Below are 17737 nucleotides of genomic sequence, written 5' to 3'. Positions count from 1 at the left end.
GTCGACATGTTCTCGATGAGTTCCTTTCACGGCCCACTATCGGGTGAGGGCCGACGCTGAGGGACTTTTCATGGGAACCGACTCCCGCGCCGCCACTCCCCTCCCCTTGCGCGAATGCAAGGTCCGAGCGTCGCTCCTGCTCAAGGACCTGAGCTCCTCCGACGCCCTCCGCGTCGCTCGCGCCACGGAACGGTTGCGCAAGCTCCCCGCCTTCGCCCGCCTCTCCCCGAGTGAGCTGGTCGCCCGCAGGGAGTCCATCCGCCACAAGCACGCGCTGGCCGTCATCGCGCACGAGCAGGGGTTCTCCTCCTGGGCGGAGCTGAAGAACGAGCGCGGTGAGGACTCCCCGCTCGAGGTCGACTTCGACGCCTTCTTCGCCAGGGACGCGGGCGTCTTCCTCAACCGCTGGTTCTCCACCTACGCCGAGGCACTCGCCTCGCACCGGGAGCGTGGCGGCTACCTCTTCCCCTACCGCAGGCAGTTCTTCATCTGCGAGGCCGACTGCCTCGCGGCTCGCGGAGTGGACACCACCGATCCCGACTGGGAACGGATGGGACGCAACTGGGTGGAGCCACTGGATGTGGCCGCCCGTACGCGCCTCGGACAGAAGCTCATCGCGCTCGGCTACGCGAGCTGACGCGCCCTCTTCGTCTCTTCATCACCCCAAGGAAGAACCCATGACCCCCCCTGATGACCGCTCCGGGCGCGGCGGCCCGACGTCGCGCGCCGAATTGAAACGGGCCTATAAGGAAAAACCTCCTCCGATGGGCGTGTACGCGGTCCGCAACCGCGTCAATGGCAAGGTGCTGGTGGGCGCGGCCCTCAACGCCCCGGGCATGCTCAACCGCATCCGCTTCGAGCTGGACACCGGCAAACACCCCCAACCCGACCTGCAGGAGGACTGGCGACGCCACGGTGCCGACAACTTCACCTTCGAGGTGCTCGACGTCCTGCCTCCCTCGGAGGAGCCGGGCAGCACGGACCCGAAGGAGGAGCTGAAGGTCCTGGAGGCGCTCTGGCTGGATCGGCTCCGGCCTTATGGCGAGGCCGGCTACAACGAGCCTCCGGCCCAGGACCGATGAATGCTCCCTCTCCCCCTGGGAGAGGGTTGGGGTGAGGGTAACCGAACCCGTTCTTCAACCCGTGGCCCACAGCGTGGACAGGGGGTTCAACCCGGATGCACCCATACCCTCACCCTGTCCCTCTCCCAGAGGGAGAGGGGAAAGCTCCTCGCACCACGTCCGCCAGGCAGTGCGGGCAGGCGGTGCGTCCCCTCGCCAGGGGCCTGCCACATCCCTCGCACCGCATCCCGCCCGGCAGGCGGCAGGCCTCGTCTCCCGGAGCGCACTTCGGGGCATCGGGAGCGCCGGCCCGCTCCAGCTCCGTCCGGAGGGTTTCGTCCTCCAGGCTCAGCCAGGAGGACACCCTCCGCCGGTTGCGGGAGAGCAATTCGAAGGCGTTGCGCGCGAGTGGCATCAACGCGGGCCGGGACAACCGCTGCGCCCAGTCCCGGTAGTCCTCCAGGGCCCACAGCACCATCAGCCACGCATGGGTGTCCCGGTAGACGCCTCCCTCGTCGTCCACCACCACCAGTTCCTCCGAGCCACCCGAGCGGCGCAGCTCGGGAAAGCGTCTCGCCGCCTCCTCGCTGCCGGCCGGGAGGCATTCGAGCTCCACCAGCACGCACTGCTCCCCCAGCCACCGGGCACAGCTCACGCAGAAGCCACACGTCTCGTCATACAGCACGCAGAGGGTACGCATGGCTCGCCTCAGGCCCTCTCGGCCACCGGCAGCGGCGGCGACACCCGGGTGTACTCGCGCGGCAGCACCGGCGGCGGCTGCTGGCGCACCTGGCTCGAGCGTCGGATGCGGTTGAAGACATACAGGTTGAAGAAGTGCATCGCGCCCAGCACCACCATCACCTTGCCCACCTTGCCGCAGACCAGCTCGATGACCTCCTGCACCGTCCAGATGGTCTGGTACTCCTTCAGCGACAGGGCCACGTACCCGATGTTCATCAGGTAGAAGCCCACCACCAGCAGGTGGTTCACCGACTCCGCCAGCCGCTCCTTGCCCAGGAAGGCGTCGTGCAGGAAGTGCGCCCCGTTGCGCTGCAGCGTCCTCGCCACCCAGATCGTCAGCAGGATGCTCACGAACAGGTAGAGCAGATAGGCCGCCACCATGAAGTGACTCGACACCGCGTTCGGCTCCATGACACGTCTCCTCGGGGAGCGCGGTCGCCCGGGGCTCGAGTGCCCCTTCCCAGGTTGGCGCCGCCCTCCCCTTCCGTCAGGGAGTACCGGAAGGAATTCTCGCGGTTGCGGGGCGGATGCTCAGGGCCGCCAGCGCCACAGGTAGAGACCGAACTCGAGCACCGGCGGCATCAGCATCAGGACGAGCCCGGCCCACATCACCGGCTCGCGGGAGAGTGGCCGCTGGCGTCGCCAGGCCTCCAGGGTGGAGACGCACAGGAGGTAGAGCGCCGTCAGCTCCAGCAGTCCTCCCACCAGCGGCATGAAGGGAGGCATCGAGATGCTCGCGCCCCACTCCAGCACGCCGCGCAGGAGGAACAGGCCCGAGCAGGCAATCGCCACCCCCAGGAAGGTCCGGCCCTCGTGCAGCGGTACCTCTGGCGCGGGTACGTCCAGTCCCTCGTGGCGCCAGTGTCTGCGCAGCAGGCCGTACGCCGCGAGCGCCACCGCGAGCCCCGCCACCGCGCCCAGGATGGGGCCTATCTCGAAGCGCGCCCGCGTCACCCACCGGCCATCCGCGAGCCGGGCCGCGGGCTGCATGGTGAGCGGATCCAACTCGTGGGGGTGCACCACCCGGGGCGTCACCGACACGACGAGCGCCCACAACACCAGCGCGCACGCCACCGCCTGCAACACCGCCACCGCGCGCAGCCAGATGGCCTCGTCCGGAGGCAGCGCCGCCTCCGCCGCCCCGTCCGCGAGCCGCCGCAGGTCCAGACCCATGGCCTGGGCACTCGCGTAGCGCCGCGAGGGCTCGAGCGCCACCGCCCTCCGCACCACCGTCCCGAGCGCCCCCGGCAGGGAGGACGCCCCCGCCACCGGTGGCCGGCCCGTCACCATCTCGTGCAGCAGCACGCCCAACGCGTACACATCCATGCGCGGCGCGGGGGGTGCTCCAGCGAGCGCCTCGGGCGCCATGTACTCGGGAGTCCCCACCACGGTATGCGCGGCGGTGAGCGTGTCTCGCGGCCCCTCCTGGCGCACGATGCGCGCGACGCCGAAGTCCGTCACCTTCACCCGCCCCTCTCCGTCCACGAGGATGTTGGCGGGTTTGATGTCCCGGTGCACCACGCCGCGCGCGTGCGCGTAGGCCAGCGCGTCGCAGACCTGGAGCGCCACGCGCACGGCCTCCGCCGGAGCCAGCGGCAGCAGCTCCGCCAGGGAGCGGCCCTCCACCAGCTCCATCACCAGGAAGCGCTCGCATTCCTCGTCTCCGAAGTCGTGCACCCGGACGATGTTCGGATGGTCCAACAGCGCCAGCGCCCTCGCCTCCCGGGCGAACCGGGCCTGCGCCTCGGGGCTGGAAGCAGCCTCACCCGCGAGGAACTTCACCGCCACCGGACGGTCCAGCCTCACGTGGCGCGCGCGGAAGACGCGGCCCATGCCTCCGCGGCCGATCTCCTCCTCCAGCTCCAACGCGCCGATCCGCCCCGGATCCTCCATGTCCTCGCCCAGGAGACAGCCGGGACACACCGCCAGGCGCTTGTCGTCCACGGGCATCGCGCAGCGCGGGCAGCGGGCACTCATCTCTTCAGCACCCGGAGCAGCTCGGCGAGCTCCGCCTCCGCCTCCTCGGGTCCTCCCACCGTGTCCACCACCTCCTCGCGCACCAGCTCGCGGTAGCGCACCCGCGCCCGGTGGAGGAACGTCTTGAGCTGCGGCAGCGACATGCCGTGCGCCTCCGCCGCATCCCGGTAGCTCGGCGGCTCGCCCGGACGGAAGAACTGGAGCACCAGCGCGAAGGGGCCCTTGCGCTCGCCCCTGTCGAACTCGGCCTTCAGCCGCTCCAGGGCCCGCTCCATGACGCTCGAGGCCCACTCCCGCTCGAAGGCCTCGTCCGGAGCCTGGGCATCCTCGGAGGCGATCCGCTCCGCCAGCTCGAAGTCCAAGGGCAGCGCGGCCACGCCCCCGCCCCGCCGGGCGGCGTTCGAGCGCTCGTGACGGTGGACGAGGTGGTTGCGCGCGGCCGTCAGCAGGTAGCCCCGCAACCGGCCCTTCTCGGGGCTCAGGCGCTCGAGGAAGTCGTGCTCCAGCAGCCGCAGCAGCAGCTCCTGCACGGCGTCTCGCGCGGCCTCCGCGTCCAGCCCCTGGCGGCGCATGAAGACGTAGAGCGGGCGCCAGTAGGTACGCAGCAGCGACTCGAGCGCCGCGCGCCGTGCCTCCGGAGAGGCCCGTGCCGAGCGAATGAGGGTCCAGCGCGTGGGTGGGAAGGCGCCCGGCCCCTCCTCTCGCGGATCTGCGCTCATGGGGAGGTTCTATCGCAACTCGGGGGCGGCCTTCTCGGGAGGTGGGCCTGCACGGCAGTGCACATCCGCACCGGGCACTGATCGCTGCCGGACACGTTTCATCCGCCCTGGGGAGCGGCGTCTCCGTTTCACTGGAGGAAAAGTCACCGGGGCATTGTCCGGGTGTACCCCGCTCTCTACCGTCCCCTGCCCGAAGTCATACCCACAGTCACAGTCACACGAGGACGAGCCATGACCCCAGCTTCCCAGATGCCCATGCCCATGCAGCCCGGAATGAGCCCGATGATGGGCGGTCAGATGCCGATGATGGGCATGAATCCGATGATGGGCGGCATGATGCCCATGCCGATGATGGGCGGCATGAACCCGATGATGGGCGGCATGATGCCCATGCCGATGATGGGCATGAACCCGATGATGATGGGCGGTCAAATGCCGATGATGGGCATGAACCCGATGATGGGCGGCATGCCCATGATGATGCCCATGATGATGCGGATGCCGATGATGGGCCGGATGACCTGTGAGATGGGCAAGGACGGCATGATGTGCCGGGTGATGCCCATGGACCCGGGCCAGATGGAGATGATGAAGGACTGCTGTGACGCGATGAACTCCATGATGGCCATGGGGATGCCGATGATGATGATGTGCAACGGCATGCCCATGATGATGTGCACCGCGAAGTAGCACCGGGCCCCGAGGGCCTGAAGCACGAGAGCCGGCGAGAAGCCCCGAGGGCCCGCCGGCTCTTCGTGTTTCCGGGGGGGCTCCGAACGTCTAGCCGACCGTCTCCGCGTACGTCATCACCAGGTACATCACCGCGTCCACGTTGCCCGTGTTCCGGTAGACGTGCGCCACGTCCGCCTCGAACAGGATCGCGTCTCCCGCGGCCAGCACGTGGTGCTCGTCACCCCGGTCGATCTCCACCGTCCCCACCGTCACCACCAGGTTCTCCATCGTCCCCGGCGGGTGCGCGTCCGCGTGCTCCTCGGCGTGCGCGGCCAGCCGCAGCTCGTAGAACTCCACGCGCCTCGGCTCGTCGAACGGGAAGAGCGCGCGCGAGCTGAAGCTCCCGTCATGGGAGGCGAGCCGCTTCGACTGATTGGCGCGCATCAACCGGGTACCGCTCTGCGCCGTGGTGCTGATCAGCGCCGAGAACGGGATGCCCAACGCCCGGGCGATCTTCCAGATGACGTTGATGGTGGGCGCGCTCTGCCCCAGCTCGATCTGCCCCAGCATGGCCCGGCTCACCCCGGACGCCTTGGCCAGCCGCTCCAGGGACAGGCCCCGCTGGGTGCGCAGACGGCGCAGGTTGCGGCCCACGATGGGCGCCAGATCGGTCGACGCATCCGAGTGCGCCACCTCGTAGGCCCACTCCTCCTCGGAGGAGGGTGCTTCGGGTGGGGGAGCTTCCGCCTTCTTGGCGCCCTGCTCCTTCTTCCGCCCCTTTCCCTTCACGGGCGAAGGGGTGCTCTCAGTGTCCTCCGCCGAGGGAGGCGTATTTTCACGAACCGATTTCACGTGGGCCAGACCATGACCCACACCCACACTGGCGTCCAGAGACTCATGGGGGCGGGCGACCGAGTCGACGAAGGTCTGGACTCACGCCGCTTCCGGAACTCATCGAGATTGATCACTTCGGCAGCCTGATTCATGGCGGATGATTTCTCCGATAGCGGAACCATGTCCGCCTTAGCAGACGGACGCAATATCCGTTTTAGCGGAGGCACTGTCAATCCGCCCCGCCAGGACGAGGACCAGCCGGGAAGAGCAAGCACCTTCCCTATTGTCCGCCGTGTGCCTCCAGCCACGCCGCCACCCGGGAGGCCTCCGGTTCCTTGTGCGCCGCGAGGAGCTCCTTGTACGCCTGGGAGACGAGCGTCCGAGCGCGTGCACGTACATCCTCCGCGCCTCCCTCCCAGAGGGCTCGACCCAGGAGGAACCGCAGGTCCGTCACCCGCTCCGGCGGAAGGCGTGGAGCGCCCACCAACGTCAGGGCCCGCTCCAGCGGCGCGATCGCCTGGGCCGGAGCGTTCAGCGCCAGCTGGCACTCGCCGATCCCCACGAGCAGTCCGAACACATCCGGATGGTGGGCCGAAAGCAGCTTCTCGTACAACGCGAGGGAACGCTTGTAGTGCTCCAACGCCCGCAGGTGTTGTCCGCCCTCCCGGTACCAGTCGGCCAGCCCCTCCAGCACGATGGCGGTCTCCATGGAGTCCTTGCCCACCTCCTTCTCCGCCAGGCCGAGCGCACGCTGGTAGTCGGCCAGGGACTCGGCGCGCCGGCCCAGGGCCCGGAGCACCCCGGCGCTGCCGAACAGGGGATAGACGAGATCGACGGCGTTGTGCTCCGGCGCCGCCTCGGCGATCCGCAACGCCTGCCGGAATTGCTCCAGCGCCTCGCGCTTCCTGCCCAGCCCACTGAGGGCATTGCCCACGCCCACCTGACTGGTCGCGACATCCGTGTGCCCGGGTCCGAAGGCCTTCTTCCGGATGGCCAGGCTCTGCTCGTAGGAGGAGAGGCTCCGCGCGTACTGGCGCAGGTTCCCCTGGATGGCGCCGAGGGAGTCCAGCGTCGCGCCCACCTCCGGATGCTCCGCGCCCAGCCCCGCATCCCGCGCCGCCAGGGCCCGTTGGAAGTAGCCCAGGGCCGCCTCGTCGTCCCCGGCCTTCGACGCCAGCTGTCCCAGGTTGTGCAGCGCATTGCCCGTCTCCGGGTGGTTGGGGCCGAGCGCCTTCTCGTAGAGGGCCTGCGCCCGTGCCAGGACCTCGCGCCCCTCCTCCAACCGCCCGGATTTGACGAGCGAGGCCCCCAGGTTGTTGAGGGCCGCCGCCACCTCCGGATGCTCGGGGGAATAGACCTTCTGCCGCAGCGCCACCACCTGACGGAAGAGCGCCAGGGACTCCTCCGTCTTGTCCTCGCGCAGGTGGATGGCGCCCAGCGCGTTGGTGACGAAGGCCTCGATGCGCTCATCCCCGCCCATCCGCTCCAGCACCGCGCGCGCGTGCTCGGCCCACTCGCGGCCCTTGTCGTAGTGCGCCTGGAGCATCGCCGAGCGCACCAGCCGGGCCGAGGCCGAGGCGATCACCTCGTCGTGGCGGCCCGCCTCCGCGGCCCACACCGCCTGCCGGAGCGAGGCCTCGGAGGCCTGGAAGTTTCCGGCCTTCTCCTCCAGGGCCCCGCGCAGCTCGAGCACCTCGGCCTGCAACGGGCGGTAGCGCAGGGCCTCCGCCTCCTCGGAGAGCTCGCCGATGCGCTCCAGGGCGGGCTTGAACTGGCCGCTGTCGAAGAGGGCCCGGGCCTCGGCGAACCGGAGCCGCAGCTGCTCCACCTTCTCGAGGCTGGCCGCGTCCTCCGGTGGGCGGAGGGTGGCCCGCAGCGCCTCCACGTTGGCGCAGCCCGACAGGGGCGGCAGCGCGTGGGCGGCCTTCGCCGCCTGATCCACCAGCGCGGCGTTCGCGTGGGCATAGACGTCGGTGAGGGCCTGGAGCGACTGCCGCCGCCGCTCGAGGCAGGCCATGCGCAGCGAGAGCACCTCGTCGGACTGCTCGCCCCGGACCCGCGTGGCCTCACAGGCCTCGGCGTGCATGGACACCCAGTCCTGGGCGTAGCCGTCCAGCACCTGCGCCGTGCGCTCCCAGGACTCGGCCGCGTTGGGCCTGCCGGTGGCGCGGAAGGCCCGGCCGAGCACCTCCTTGCGCGTGGCGTCCCACAACCCCTCCAGGCGGAGGACTCCCCCCCGGCAGGGCTGCTCCGCGGGGGTCCGGAGCTGGAGGGGCAGCCCGATGCCCAGGGAGAGCAACAGGATGCTCGCGGCCACCATCCAGTGGCGCTGGTGTTTCGGCAGTGTCTGACCGAGCGCCTCGAGCAGGGCCTCCATGGAGGGGAAGCGCTGCTCGGGCTTCGGGTCGAGCCCGCGCAGCACGATGCGCCGCACGTTGGCGGGCACCCGTCCATCGCGAGGTGGCTCCGGGGTGCGCCACGTGGAGGGCGGGCCCGGAGTCCGGCCATGGGGCCGCTCGCCATAGAGGGCCTCGTAGAGGGCCACGCAGTAGCTGAACTGGTCCGCCCGCGCGTCGAAGACGCCTCCGCCGTACGACTCCGGCGCCATGTAGGCCGGCGTGCCGATGACCTGGCCCACGCGGGTGAGGGGCGTGTCCAGCGGCGAGCTGCCCCGCTCGGGCAGGGGCACCTCGAGCTCCGTGGGGGGAGGGAGCGGCTCATCGGAGGCCGAGGCCTGCCGCGCGAGACCGAAGTCCAGCACGCGCACCCGCCCATCCTTCCCCATCAGCACGTTGTCCGGCTTGAAGTCGCGGTGCACCAGGCCCGCCGCGTGCGCGGCCGCGAGCCCCCGTCCAGCGGAGAGGAACACCTCCACCACCTCGCGCCAGGCGCGCGGCCCCTGCTTGAGCCAGTCGCGCAGCGAGGGCCCCTCCACCAGCTCCATGGCGATGAAGACGCGCTCGCGCCACGTGCCCACGTCGTAGATGGAGATGACATGGGGATGGGACAGGCGCGCCATCGCCTGCGCCTCGCGCAACAGGCGGGCCTGTCCACCGCTCTTCTCCACCTGGTCGGACCTCGGATGGAGCAGCTTGAGGGCGAGCTTGCGGTCCAGCTCGGGGTCATACGCGGCGTACACCACGCCCATGCCGCCGGCACCCAGCTTCGCCAGCACCATGAAGCGCCCCACCGTCGCGCCGCGAGGCAGCTCCTCCTCGGGAGGGCTCTCGGGCAGGGGCGCGGGCGACGTCACCACGTTGGTGGGCACGTCCTCCGACGAAGCGACGCCGCTGCGCACCAGCATCCGGCTGCACGAAGGGCACTTCTCCGCATGCTCGAGCAGCCGCGCGACCTCCGCCTCCGGGAGACGTCCCAGGGCGGCTTCCCGCACGAAGTTCTCCTCGGGGCAGATGCTGTCGATCGGACTCTCCGCCATACTGGTCTCCCCTGTGCGCGGGCCATTCTGGCTCGATGGGTGGAGCTTGGCCACCCGGGAAATACTGGAAGACGGGTCAATCCCGTATAGTTGAGAACCAGGCAGGCGGGCGGTCGGAGGTGACGTAGGCTGCCCGGTCCGGAGAGCTCGCGAGTGCCCATCGACCCACGCGATTACATCCCGGATGTGCGCGACGGCCTCACCCGCGTCGAACGCATCATCCTCCACACGCTGCACCGGCTCGAGCACGAGCGCGGGGGCCGCTCCGTTCCAACGGCCATGCTCTATGGGTACGTCGTCGAGCAGCTCGACATCGGCCCCGACGAGTTCCAGGACATCGTCACCCGCCTCGTCGGGCACCGGGTGCCATGAGAACGCGACGACACGAGGAAGACCCATGAACACGAGCGACGCGATACCTCCCGGAGACCCGTGGGCCGGCGCGGAGCTCCCGCGCCACACCGTGCGCGATGCGGCCGGAGCCCCGGTCCTCGTCCATTCGCCCTCCACGCGCGATGGGCGGCCCTGGGCGGACCTCGCGTGGCGCATCCCCCAGGTGGACGCCACCCATTGCGCCGACGTGCTGCTCCCGGCCCTGCGCGGCTGGGCGCTCTCCACGGATGACGAGGCGCTCGCCCTGGCGCTCATCGCCCGGGGCGCCCGCGTGGTGAGGCATGCGCACAGCTACTCCCGCGACCTGCGAGCCGATCCCGCCTCGTGGAGCACCCCCGAGGCGCCAGGAGGCTGCCAGCTCAGCGCCGTCGAGCGGAGTGCCGAGGCGCTGGCGTCACCGCTGCTCGCGGCCTACCCGCCGGGCCACCCGGACCATTCCGGCTGGACACCCGAGGAGGCCCGGCACGAGGTCGCCCGGATCCTCGCCGGGGAGGTGCTCGGCCCACTCCTGCCGTGCAGCGGGCTCGCGCTCGAGGGGGACACCGTCATCGGCGCCTGCCTCGTCACCCTCCGAGAAGGGAGCCCACCCCATGGGGGCCCCTGGGTCATCGAGGTGTACCGGAACCCCGCTCCCCGCTATGCCGGTGTCGGTGCCGCGCTGCTGCGCCGGGCCCTGTGGCTGTCGACCCGAGCGGAGCTCCCCGCCCTGAGTCTCGTCGTGAGCGACGGCAACCCGGCGCGGCGGGTCTATGAGCACCTGGGCTTCCAGCACGTGGGCTCCTCCCGGACCCTCGAGCTGCCCACCTGACAGGAGCCACCCCATGGCGAAGCAGAAGGACGAGAAGACGAAGGGCTTCAACAACCCGTTCGCCCGACTCGAGGGACTGCGAGACACGCTGCCGTCCACGAAGCCCCAGGTGAGCCGGGAGGACTTCCCCGACGAGCCCCCGCCCCACGGTCCCGAGCGCGCGGTGGTGCGGCTGGAGACGGGCCGCGGAGGCTCGGAGGTGACGGTGGTGGAGGGACTGGGTCTCCCCGCGGCCGAGCTCCAGACGTGGCTCCAGGCCCTGCAACGGGGCCTCGCCTGCACCGGCACGGCGGAGGGCGAGCGGCTGGTGCTGCGAGGTGACCACCGCTTCAAGGTGCCCGACCTGCTGCTACGCCGGGGCGTCAAGCGCGTGGTGCACGGCTGAGCCGCTCAGACGGAGGGGGCCTTCGGCACGTCGTCGGGCCGATCCTCGGGCCGCTGCTCGGGCGTCTCCGCACCGGGCGCGGCTGGCGCCACGGCCTGCTCCCCGGCCTGCGTCTCGCTCTTCGGGGTCTCCCGCTGGACGCTCTTCTCCCCCGCGCGCTCGGCCTCCCGGAGGAACTCGGCGTACTCGTCCTTGCGCGCGTCGGCCTGCTGCCGGGCCTGCTCCGCCCGCAGCCCCGCGGCGGCCCGGCCCCGGACGACGGCCCGCTGGCTGAGCACCACCCCTCCGGCGAACACGCCCCACTGCAACGCCGTCAACAACCACCCGCGCTCCACCCACCCGTCGACGCCGGCCTGTACGAACTCGAGCGCGAGGAGGAAGAGCTGGCCGGTGAACGCGGCGCCGAGCGCGGTGGACCACGGGCGCAGCTCGACGACGCGGGCGGCGCCGTAGCACAGCAGGGGTAGCACGACGAGCACCCACAGATTCTGCAGCCCCAGGGCGATGGCGAAGCGGAGGACCGTGAGGGACAGCGCATCGACCCGGCCGATGAGCCGCATGGTGAGGGCCGAGCTCAGCACGGAGCCCACCACCAACGCGAGGAAGCCGAGCCCCACGATGAACTGGAGACGGCGGACGCGGACGCGCAGCGGTTCGAGGACGGCCTTCTTCGGGGTTCTCACGGAAACCGGAGCCTAGCGCAAGCACGGCCCGGGGGCGTACGGGGAGTCCTCACTCCTCGTCTTCCCCGTCCGCCGTACCGCCTGGGGTGCGAGGAGGCGGGCCCTCTCCATAGAAGACCTCCTCCAGGACGAGCCCCTGGGCCGGAGCGGTGGGGCCGGCGCGCTTGCGATCGCGCGCGGCGAGGACCTCGGCCACCCAGAGCTCGGGACGGCGGCCCTTGCCCACCTCCACCAGGGTGCCCACGAGGTTGCGCACCATGTGCTTGAGGAAGGCGGTGCCCTCGACGGTGACGGAGAGCTCGTCCCCCGAGGTGCCCTGGACGTCCACCCGGCGCACCTCGCGCACCGCGTGGGCGGCCTGACAGTCCGAGGCCCGGAAGGAGGAGAAGTCATGCCGGCCCACCAGGTGCGCGGCGGCGCGGCGCAGGGCCTCCACGTCCAGGGGGGCGAACACCTCCCAGTGGGTGAAGCGGCGCAGGGGCGAGCGCGAGGGCTTGTTGCTCACCCGGTACCGGTAGCGCTTGCCTCGGGACCAGCGGCGCGGGTCGAAGTCGGGGGGCACCTCCTCGGCGCGGACGACGGCGATGTCCTCGGGCAGGAAGCGGTTGAGCCCCATCCAGTACGCCTTGAGGGGCAGCGTGCGCACCGTGTCGAAGCACACCACCTGCCCGGTGGCATGCACGCCCGCGTCGGTCCGTCCGGCGGCCTCCACGGAGACACGCTCGCCGAGCAGCTGCTCCAACGCCTGTCCCAACCGGGACTGGATGGAGACGCCATTGGGCTGGACCTGCCACCCCACGTACCGGGTGCCGTCGTATTCGAGGGTCAGCTTCAGCCGGGGCATGTCAGCGGTACTTGAGCCAGGCCGAGAGGATGTCTCCCACCATCTTCCCCACGGCGACGTTGTGCTTGCGGGCGAGTGACTCCAGCGCCTCCAGCTGCGCGGCGCTGACGGGCACCGGGATGATGCGCTCGCCGCCGGAGCCGGAGGCGGGCTCCTCCACGGGCGCCACCGACTCCATCTCCGTCTCCGTGGTGGGCGCGAGCGTGGGGGACGTGGGCGTGGCGGGGGGGCGCAGCCGCTGCTGCTCCTCCTCCAGTTCGTCCAGGAAGAGCTGCTTGAGGAAGTTGGAGAGGTGGAGGTGGGTGGGGGTGAACTCGTACGCGTTGAGGAAGCGGTCCAGGTCCTGCTGGAAGTGCCAGGCCGTCGGGTAGCGCTTGTCCCTGTCCCGCTCCAGCGCCTTCATGAGGATGGCTTCCACCGGCTCGGGGATGTCCGCGCGGAAGTACGAGGGCGCGTACACCTTGCCCTCGACGATGCTGCGCATGACGGCCACGTCCGACTCACCGGTGAAGAGCTTGAAGCCGGTGAGCCACTCGTAGAGCACGGCGCCCAGGGAGAAGAGATCGCTGCGGTGGTCCAGCGGCTTGCCCAGGCATTGCTCGGGGCTGAGGTAGCTGAGCTTGCCGCGCAACTCGCCGGCGCGCGTGTGCTCCACCCGGTTGGCCGCCTTCGCGATGCCGAAGTCGAGCACCTTCACCGAGCCGTCGAAGCACACGAAGATGTTCTCCGGCGTCACGTCCCGGTGGACGATGTTCAGCGGCGCGCCGTACAGGTCCACCTTCTGGTGCGCGTAGTAGAGGCCCTCGCACACGGACGAGGCGATCTTCAGCGCGTACACCATGGGGAAGGGAATCCCCAGGGACTCGGCCTTGGGGACGACCCGCCGCATGTCCCGGCCGAAGAGGTACTCCATGCCGATGTAGTAGCTGTCACCCACCTTCCCCAGATCGTGGATCTGCACGATGTTGGGGTGGTTGAGCTGGGCGGCCAGCCGGGCCTCGTTGAGGAACATGCGCACGAAGGCCGATTGCCGGGACAGATGGGGCCGGATGCGCTTGATGACCACGGGCTTGTCGAAGCCGTCCGGGCCAGCATGGTGGGCGAGGAACACCTCCGCCATACCACCCACGGCGAGGCGATCAATGAGCTGGTACTGGCCAAAAGGCACGGGGGCTCGCGGGGCAACGGGCGACATCGGGGGAGCCAAGATAGCGCCCCCGGTGCCCCGGCGGCCAATGTTCCGGGGAGGGCCTCGACGCACCGGGTGCTTCGTCCGGTTGTTTCCTGGGTGAGAGAACGGCCTGCGCCGATTGCACCCCCGTCGCGGGACAACTACAACCGGACTGCCCCTTCTCTCAGAGAACAGGAATGCTCGAGACCCACCCCGACGTGGCTGGCGCACCCGACTCAGCCAAGAGCCACCTGGCGGGAGGCGGAGAGATGGGCGCGCTGGTCCGCGCCATGGACTGGTCGAAGACGCCCCTGGGGCCCGTCTCCGGGTGGCCCACGAGCCTCAAGACAATGGCCGGCGTCGTCCTGCGCAACCAGTTCCCGATGCTGCTCTGGTGGGGACCCGACCTCGTCCAGATCTACAACGACGGCTACCGGCCCATCCACGGAGAGAAACACCCCTCCTGCCTGGGCGCCCCCGCGGCCTCCGTCTGGTCGGAGATCTGGGACGTCATCGGCCCCATGGCCCACGGCGTGCGCGACGGGGGCCCGGCGACGTGGAACGAGCACTTCCTGCTCCTCATCAACCGGAGGGGCTTTCCCGAGGAGACGTTCCATACCTTCTCGTATAGCCCCGTCCCCGCCGAGGACGGGCGGGTCGGCGGCGTCCTCGTGACGGTGCAGGAGACGACCGAGCAGGTGCAGGACAACCGGCAGCTGCGGATGTTGCGCGATCTCGCGGCCCGGTCCGCCGACAAGAAGTCCGTGGAGCAGGCCTGCCACGCGGCGGCGGGCATCCTCTCGGCCAATGACGCCGACCTGCCGTTCGCGCTCCTCTATCTCCTGAACGCGGACGCCAGCGAGCTCCTGCGCGTCAGCACGAGCGGGCTCGAAACCTACGAGGGCCCGGCCAATCTCTTCCGCGTGCCGTTCGCTCCCACGACCGAATCCCTCGACGGCTGGCCCTTCGCCGAGGCGGCGCGTACGGGGCGAGAGGTCATCGTCGACAAGCTCTCGGAGCGCTTCGGCCGCCTCCCAGCGGGCCGCTCGGGACTCCACCCGGAGCGGGCGGTGGTCCTCCCCTTGTCACGGCCCGGTCAGCCCCATCCGTATGGGTTCCTGGTCGCCGGGGCCAGTCCCCGTCGCGTCCTCGATGAACGCTACCTGGGACTCTTCCGGCTGACCGCGGATCAGGTGGTGACCGCGATCGCGAACGCGCGGGCCTACGAGGAGGAGCGTGAACGCGCGGAAGCACTGGCGGAGCTCGACCGGGCGAAGACCGCGTTCTTCAGCAACGTCAGCCACGAGTTCCGCACGCCCCTGACGCTGATGCTCGGACCCACGGAGGACGCACTCGCCTCCCCGGCCCGAGCGCTCACGGGCGAGAACCTGGAGACCGTTCACCGCAACGAGCTCCGGCTGCTGAAGCTCGTCAACTCATTGCTCGACTTCGCGCGCATCGAAGCCGGCCGCATCCAGGCCTCGTATGAGCCGGTGGACCTCGCGGAGCTGACGGCCGGGCTCGCGAGCGCCTTCCGCTCCGCGATCGAACGCGCGGGGCTGTCGTTCGAGGTCCACTGCCCGCCCCTCCCGGAGCACGTCTACGTCGACCAGGACATGTGGGAGAAGATCGTCCTGAACCTGCTCTCGAACGCGTTGAAGTTCACGTTCGAGGGGGAGATCCGCGTCTGGCAGCAATGGAAGGGGGACCGCGTCGAGCTTCGGGTCTCCGACACGGGGATCGGCATCCCCGAACACGAGCTGCCGCACATCTTCGAGCGCTTCCATCGCGTCCAGGGCGCCCGCGCGCGGACACACGAGGGCTCGGGCATCGGCCTGGCCCTGGTGCACGAGCTGGTCCGCCTGCATGGAGGCACCCTCGCCGTCGAGAGCACGTCGGGCCAGGGGACGACGTTCACCCTCGGCATTCCGGCCGGGACGGCGCACCTCCCCAGGGAGCGGGTGACCGCCGTGCGCTCCCAGGTCTCCACGGCACTCGGTACCGCGCCCTACGTGAACGAGGCCCTGCGCTGGCTGCCAGGAGACACCCACGAGGTGCCGGCCGTGGAGACCTCGACGCTGGGCTCCGCCGAGCCCCCGGTCCTGGATATCGCCGCCGGTGCCCGCATCCTGCTCGCCGATGACAATGCCGACATGCGTGAGTACGTGGGCCGGCTCCTCTCCACTCGCTGGGCGGTGGAGACGGTGGGAGACGGCGTGGCCGCGCTCCAGGCCATCCGCGAGCGGCGCCCGGACCTCGTGCTCACCGACATCATGATGCCGAACCTGGATGGCTTCGGCCTCCTGCGGGAGCTGCGCGCCGACGAACACACCCGGAACATCCCCGTCATCGCCCTCTCGGCGCGGGCTGGCGAGGAGGCCCAGGTGGAGGGGCTCCGGGCGGGCGCGAACGACTATCTCGTGAAGCCCTTCTCGGCCCGAGAGCTGGTGGCACGCGTCGAGGCGCAGCTCGCGCGGGCCAGACTGCGGAGCCTCGAGGAGGAGCACAGCCAGCGGCTCGCCCGGGTGTTCCAGCACGCGCCCGTGGGCATCGCGATCGTACGCGGCCCGCACCATGTGTTCGAGTTCGCGAACGCGAGCTATCTCCAGCTCATCTCGAACCGCTCGATCCTGGGCCGGGGCGTCCGCGAGGCACTCCCGGAGCTGGCCTCCCAGGGCATCTTCGAGCTGTTGGACCAGGTGTTCGCGTCGGGTGAGCCCTTCATCGGCAGGTCCGTGCGCATGCTGCTCAACCGCGACGCGCAGGGAGTGCCGCAGGAGTGCTTCTTCGACTTCGTCTACCAGCCGATGCTCGATGACGAGGGCCAGGTGGAGGGCATCGTGGCCGTCGCCTTCGAGGTGACGGAGCTGGCGAACGCCCGGCGTGAGGCGGAGTCCGCGAACCGCGCCAAGGACGAGTTCCTCGCCATGCTCGGCCACGAGCTGCGCAATCCCCTGGCTCCCATCCTGACCGCACTGCATCTGATGCGGCTGCGGGGCGGTGGCGCGATGGAGCGGGAGCGCACCCTCATCGAGCGACAGGTCCATCACCTCATCCGGCTGGTGGATGACCTGCTCGACGTGTCGCGAGTGACCCGGGGAAAGGTCGAGCTCAAGCGGGAGCGGATCGAACTGGCCGAGGTGGTGGCGAAGGCCATCGAGCTGGCCAGCCCCTTGATCGAGCAGCGCGAGCACACGCTGACGGTGGAGGTGCCGCGGCACGGCTTGAGGCTGGATGCGGACCCGACCCGGCTCGCCCAGGTCTTCTCCAACCTGTTGACGAATGCCGCGAAGTACACAGAGCCCAGAGGCCGGATCTCACTGGTCGGCGAGCTCGAGAGCGCCGAGGTGGTCGTCAAGGTTCGTGACAACGGCACGGGCATTTCGCCCGAGACATTGCCCAGGGTCTTCGAGCTCTTCGTCCAGGAGCGCCAGGCACTGGACAGGTCCCAGGGCGGACTCGGGCTCGGGCTCGCCATCGTCCGGAGCATGGTCGCGCTCCACGGGGGCCACGTGAGCGTGCACAGCGACGGGGAGGGTCGCGGCAGCGAGTTCACCGTCCGGTTGCCCCGGGTGGATGCGGGCGCCGTCCAGGCCGTGACCGGTTCATCGGGGGTCGAATCGAAACAGTCAGGGAGGGACACCGTGCCCACTCGAATCCTGATCGTCGACGACAACAAGGACGCCGCCGACATCCTCGCCGAGTCACTCGAGCTCCTGGAGTGTGAGACCCGAGTCGCCTATGACGGCCCGAGCGCCCTGCGGATCGCCGCGGCGTTCCAGCCCCAGGTGGCCTTGCTGGACATTGGCCTGCCCGTCATGGACGGCTACGAGCTGGCCCGCCTGCTGCGCCAGCAACAGCCGACTCCGGGCCTCCGGCTCGTCGCCGTGACAGGCTATGGCCAGGAGTCGGACCGGAAACACTCGAGCGAGGCGGGCTTCGATGCCCACCTCGTGAAGCCCCTCGACTTCGACGAGCTGGGCGAGCTGCTCAGGCGCCTGACGACCGCCTGA

The 17737-nt window shown here is 70.1% G+C and carries 16 protein-coding genes; 7 read left to right on the top strand and 9 right to left on the bottom strand.

All coding sequences use genetic code 11. The features are described from left to right. Positions 1 to 70: 70 nt before the first annotated feature. On the top strand, positions 71 to 637 hold the full coding sequence (locus JQX13_RS32835) for a hypothetical protein (protein ID WP_203403415.1): 567 nt from the start codon (positions 71 to 73) through the stop codon (positions 635 to 637). 40 nt (positions 638 to 677) lie between these two features. Beyond that, positions 678 to 1082, top strand: coding sequence for a GIY-YIG nuclease family protein (locus JQX13_RS32830; protein ID WP_203403414.1), 405 nt, complete (start codon positions 678 to 680; stop codon positions 1080 to 1082). 109 nt (positions 1083 to 1191) lie between these two features. On the opposite strand, the gene JQX13_RS32825 is transcribed toward JQX13_RS32830, so the two are convergent. The 4 genes from JQX13_RS32825 to JQX13_RS32810 all read right to left on the bottom strand — a co-directional run bounded on the left by JQX13_RS32825 (position 1192) and on the right by JQX13_RS32810 (position 4498). Further along, a complete protein-coding gene (locus tag JQX13_RS32825) occupies positions 1192 to 1761 on the bottom strand; it encodes a thiol-disulfide oxidoreductase DCC family protein (RefSeq protein WP_203403413.1) in 570 nt (189 codons plus the stop codon). 8 nt (positions 1762 to 1769) lie between these two features. Then, entirely contained in the window at positions 1770 to 2213 is a 444-nt protein-coding gene (locus tag JQX13_RS32820; protein ID WP_203403412.1) for a hypothetical protein, read from the bottom strand. Between the two features lie 120 nt (positions 2214 to 2333). After that, complete coding sequence (locus JQX13_RS32815; protein WP_203403411.1) at positions 2334 to 3779, bottom strand: serine/threonine-protein kinase; 1446 nt, start codon at positions 3777 to 3779, stop codon at positions 2334 to 2336. Continuing rightward, a complete protein-coding gene (locus JQX13_RS32810) occupies positions 3776 to 4498 on the bottom strand; it encodes an RNA polymerase sigma factor (RefSeq protein ID WP_203403410.1) in 723 nt (240 codons plus the stop codon). Before JQX13_RS32810 ends, JQX13_RS32815 begins: the two co-directional genes overlap by 4 nt. Before the next feature lie 231 nt (positions 4499 to 4729). Here JQX13_RS32810 and JQX13_RS32805 point away from each other — a divergent pair, with 231 nt between their 5' ends. Further along, positions 4730 to 5188, top strand: a complete 459-nt coding sequence (locus JQX13_RS32805) for a hypothetical protein (RefSeq protein ID WP_239013999.1) — start codon at positions 4730 to 4732, stop codon at positions 5186 to 5188. Between the two features lie 90 nt (positions 5189 to 5278). On the opposite strand, the gene JQX13_RS32800 is transcribed toward JQX13_RS32805, so the two are convergent. Both JQX13_RS32800 and JQX13_RS32795 read right to left on the bottom strand, forming a co-directional pair. Then, positions 5279 to 5959, bottom strand: coding sequence for a helix-turn-helix domain-containing protein (locus tag JQX13_RS32800; RefSeq protein ID WP_343211028.1), 681 nt, complete (start codon positions 5957 to 5959; stop codon positions 5279 to 5281). Between the two features lie 325 nt (positions 5960 to 6284). Further along, positions 6285 to 9440 (bottom strand): tetratricopeptide repeat-containing serine/threonine-protein kinase, encoded by a 3156-nt coding sequence (locus JQX13_RS32795; RefSeq protein ID WP_203403408.1) that lies wholly within the window; start codon positions 9438 to 9440, stop codon positions 6285 to 6287. A 153-nt stretch (positions 9441 to 9593) separates the two neighbouring features. Between JQX13_RS32795 and JQX13_RS32790 the strand changes: the two genes are divergently transcribed. The 3 genes from JQX13_RS32790 to JQX13_RS32780 are packed head-to-tail and all read left to right on the top strand — an operon-like array spanning position 9594 to position 11026. Beyond that, a complete protein-coding gene (locus tag JQX13_RS32790) occupies positions 9594 to 9812 on the top strand; it encodes a hypothetical protein (protein ID WP_239013998.1) in 219 nt (72 codons plus the stop codon). Positions 9813 to 9837: 25 nt separating this feature from the next. Beyond that, complete coding sequence (locus JQX13_RS32785; RefSeq protein ID WP_203403407.1) at positions 9838 to 10641, top strand: GNAT family N-acetyltransferase; 804 nt, start codon at positions 9838 to 9840, stop codon at positions 10639 to 10641. A gap of 13 nt (positions 10642 to 10654) precedes the next feature. Continuing rightward, on the top strand, positions 10655 to 11026 hold the full coding sequence (locus JQX13_RS32780; RefSeq protein ID WP_203403406.1) for a translation initiation factor: 372 nt from the start codon (positions 10655 to 10657) through the stop codon (positions 11024 to 11026). Between the two features lie 5 nt (positions 11027 to 11031). Here the strand turns inward: JQX13_RS32780 and JQX13_RS32775 are convergent, their stop codons facing one another. The 3 genes from JQX13_RS32775 to JQX13_RS32765 are packed head-to-tail and all read right to left on the bottom strand — an operon-like array spanning position 11032 to position 13748. Then, complete coding sequence (locus JQX13_RS32775; RefSeq protein WP_203403405.1) at positions 11032 to 11709, bottom strand: hypothetical protein; 678 nt, start codon at positions 11707 to 11709, stop codon at positions 11032 to 11034. 49 nt (positions 11710 to 11758) lie between these two features. Further along, the gene (truA, locus tag JQX13_RS32770) at positions 11759 to 12553 is read right to left on the bottom strand and encodes a tRNA pseudouridine(38-40) synthase TruA (RefSeq protein WP_203403404.1); all 795 of its coding nucleotides are present in this window, start codon (positions 12551 to 12553) and stop codon (positions 11759 to 11761) included. A 1-nt stretch (position 12554) separates the two neighbouring features. Beyond that, entirely contained in the window at positions 12555 to 13748 is a 1194-nt protein-coding gene (locus tag JQX13_RS32765) for a serine/threonine protein kinase (protein ID WP_203412318.1), read from the bottom strand. A gap of 173 nt (positions 13749 to 13921) precedes the next feature. Here JQX13_RS32765 and JQX13_RS32760 point away from each other — a divergent pair, with 173 nt between their 5' ends. Continuing rightward, positions 13922 to 17737, top strand: coding sequence for an ATP-binding protein (locus tag JQX13_RS32760; protein WP_203403403.1), 3816 nt, complete (start codon positions 13922 to 13924; stop codon positions 17735 to 17737).

The organism is Archangium violaceum, from assembly GCF_016859125.1.
Lineage (GTDB): Bacteria > Myxococcota > Myxococcia > Myxococcales > Myxococcaceae > Archangium > Archangium violaceum_A.
This window is presented reverse-complemented; position numbering and strand designations above follow the sequence as displayed.